This is a genomic window from Streptomyces katrae, assembly GCF_000966975.1.
GTDB classification, from domain to species: Bacteria; Actinomycetota; Actinomycetes; order Streptomycetales; family Streptomycetaceae; genus Streptomyces; species Streptomyces katrae.
This window is the reverse complement of sequence record NZ_JZWV01001152.1, coordinates 1-2129: the sequence shown is the minus strand read 5'-3', so window position 1 is coordinate 2129 and position 2129 is coordinate 1. Positions and strand designations below refer to the sequence as shown.

Here is a 2129-nt window from a genome sequence, read left to right as displayed (position 1 = left end):
ATCCGGAAGAGACGGCTTAGGCCGCGAGGGTCTGGGTGAGGAATTCGCGGACGTGTTCCAGGATGTCCTCGCGCCCTATGCCGGGCAGGCCGACGGCCACCTGGATGCTGAACCCGTCGAGCAGGGCCCGCAGCCGGGCGGCGAAGCGGTCGGGGTCCACCGTGCGGAACTCCCCGCGCGAGATCCCCTCGGCGAGCAGGGCGACCAGGTCGCGGTGCCAGGCGCCCTCGATGGCGGCCTGCCGGTCGCGTTCGGCCGGGCCCGCGTTCTGGGAGCGGTTCCAGACCTCCAGCCACAGCGTCCAGTGCGGGTCCCGGGCGCCGTCGGGCACGTAGAGGTCCACGTACGCGCGCAGCCGTTCGCCCGCGCTCTCGCGGCGCGAGAGCAGGGACCGGCGGCGGGCGCCGAGTTCCGCCTCGCTCCACTCCAGGGTCTGCAGCAGGAGCTCGTCCTTGCTGCGGAAGTAGTAGAGGAGGTGGCCGCTGCTCATGCCGACCTGCCGGCCGAGGCCGGCCATGGTCAGCCCGTCGAGCCCGCGCTCGGCGATCGTGGCCATGGCGGCGACGAGTACGTCCTCGCGCGGGGGCGCGTTCTTGCGCGCCGCCCGTACCGGTACTCCGCCCGCCGCCATGGTCTCTCCTTCGTCAGGTCACGAGAGCCGCCTCGGGTCAGACCTTCGGCTGCTGCTGGGTGATGCAGTGGATGCCGCCACCCCCGGCGAAAATCGTACGTGCGTCAACGAGGGTCACGGTCCGCTCGGGGAAGAGTCCGCGGAAGATCTCGGCCGCCTCCTCGTCGCGCGGGTCGTCGAAGGCGCACAGGACCACGCCGCCGTTGCAGAGGTAGTGGTTGATGTACGAGTAGTCCACCCACTCGCCGTCCTCCTCCAGCACCGTGGGCGCCGGGATCTCGACGACCTCCAGGCGGCGGCCCCGGGCGTCGGTGGAGGCGCGCAGGATGGCGGCGATGGTCTTGCAGCGCTCGTGGTCCGGGTGGGCCGGGTCGGGCTGGGTGTGGACCATGACCACGCCGGGGCGGGCGAAGGCGGCGACGATGTCGACGTGGCCCTGGGTGCCGTAGGTGCCGTAGTCGCCGGCCAGGCCGTAGGGCAGCCAGATGGCCTTGGTGGTGCCGAGGTGGGCGTGGATCTCCCGCTCGACCTCCTCGCGGGTCCAGTCGGGGTTGCGGCCCTTGCCCAGCTGCACGGTGTCGGTGAGGAGCACGGTGCCCTCCCCGTCGACGTGGATGGCGCCGCCCTCGTTGACCAGCGGGGTGCTGAAGGTACGGGTGCCGACGATGTCGGAGATGTGCCGGGCGATCTTGGAGTCGTGGTCCCAGCTGGCCCATTCCTGGGCGCCCCAGCCGTTGAAGGTCCAGTCGACGGCGGCCAGCTCGCCGGCGTCGTTGGTGACGAAGGTCGGGCCGATGTCGCGCATCCAGGCGTCGTCGAGGTCGCGCTCGACCAGCTCGACGTCCTCGCCGACGATGGCGCGGGCGCTGTCGGCGTCGCCCGGGGAGACCACGAGGGTCACCGGCTCGTACGAGCGCACCGCGCGGGCGACGGCGCCCCAGGCCTGGCGCGCCTCGGCGAGCTCCCGCTCGTCGGTGAAGGTGGCATTGGGGCTGGGCCAGGCCATCCAGGTGCGCTCGTGGGGGGTCCACTCGGCGGGCATCCGGAAGCCGTTGGCGGCGGGCTTGGCGGAGTTCTCGGGCTGTGCAGTCATGGGAGGTCCTTAGGGCTGACGGGCGGTGCCGTCTACAGGAAGTACAGGCGGTTGAGGGAGACCGAATCGGCGGCTTCGGAGCGCAGCGGTTCCCCGTCGAGGGAGACGAGTCCGCTGCGCGCGTCCACATCGACCGCGCCCACCCGGGAGTTGAGGAGCATGTCCTTGGGGCCGATGCCGCGGGTGCCGCGTACGGCGACCCGGCGGCGGCGGGTCGGCATCTCGTCGGAGCCGAGGGCGGCGGCGGCCGCCGAGACGAAGGCCACGGAGATGTCGGCGGCCGTGGCCCCGTAGGAGCCGAACTGCGGTCCGAGGACCAGCGGTTCGCAGGTGTCGGTGGCGGCGTTGGGGTCGCCGGTGACGCCGTAGGCCGGGAAGCCGGACTTCAGGACGAGCTGGGGCTTG

The 2129-nt window shown here is 72.2% G+C and carries 2 protein-coding genes and 1 pseudogene; all 3 read right to left on the bottom strand.

Translation table 11 applies throughout. The features are described 5' to 3' along the window. Positions 1-16 precede the first annotated feature (16 nt). A complete protein-coding gene (locus VR44_RS34050) occupies positions 17-631 on the bottom strand; it encodes a TetR/AcrR family transcriptional regulator (protein WP_045951507.1) in 615 nt (204 codons plus the stop codon). 37 nt (positions 632-668) lie between these two features. After that, on the bottom strand, positions 669-1724 hold the full coding sequence (locus VR44_RS34045; protein ID WP_045951506.1) for an agmatine deiminase family protein: 1056 nt from the start codon (positions 1722-1724) through the stop codon (positions 669-671). Positions 1725-1756: 32 nt separating this feature from the next. Next, positions 1757-2129: pseudogene (locus VR44_RS34040) on the bottom strand (urease subunit alpha); the annotation flags it as partial.

Coding starts and splice junctions, on each gene's coding strand:
- VR44_RS34050 (WP_045951507.1), bottom strand. CDS start 631: ATGGCGGCGGGCGGAGTACCGGTACGGGCGGCGCGCAAGAACGCGCCC.
- VR44_RS34045 (WP_045951506.1), bottom strand. CDS start 1,724: ATGACTGCACAGCCCGAGAACTCCGCCAAGCCCGCCGCCAACGGCTTC.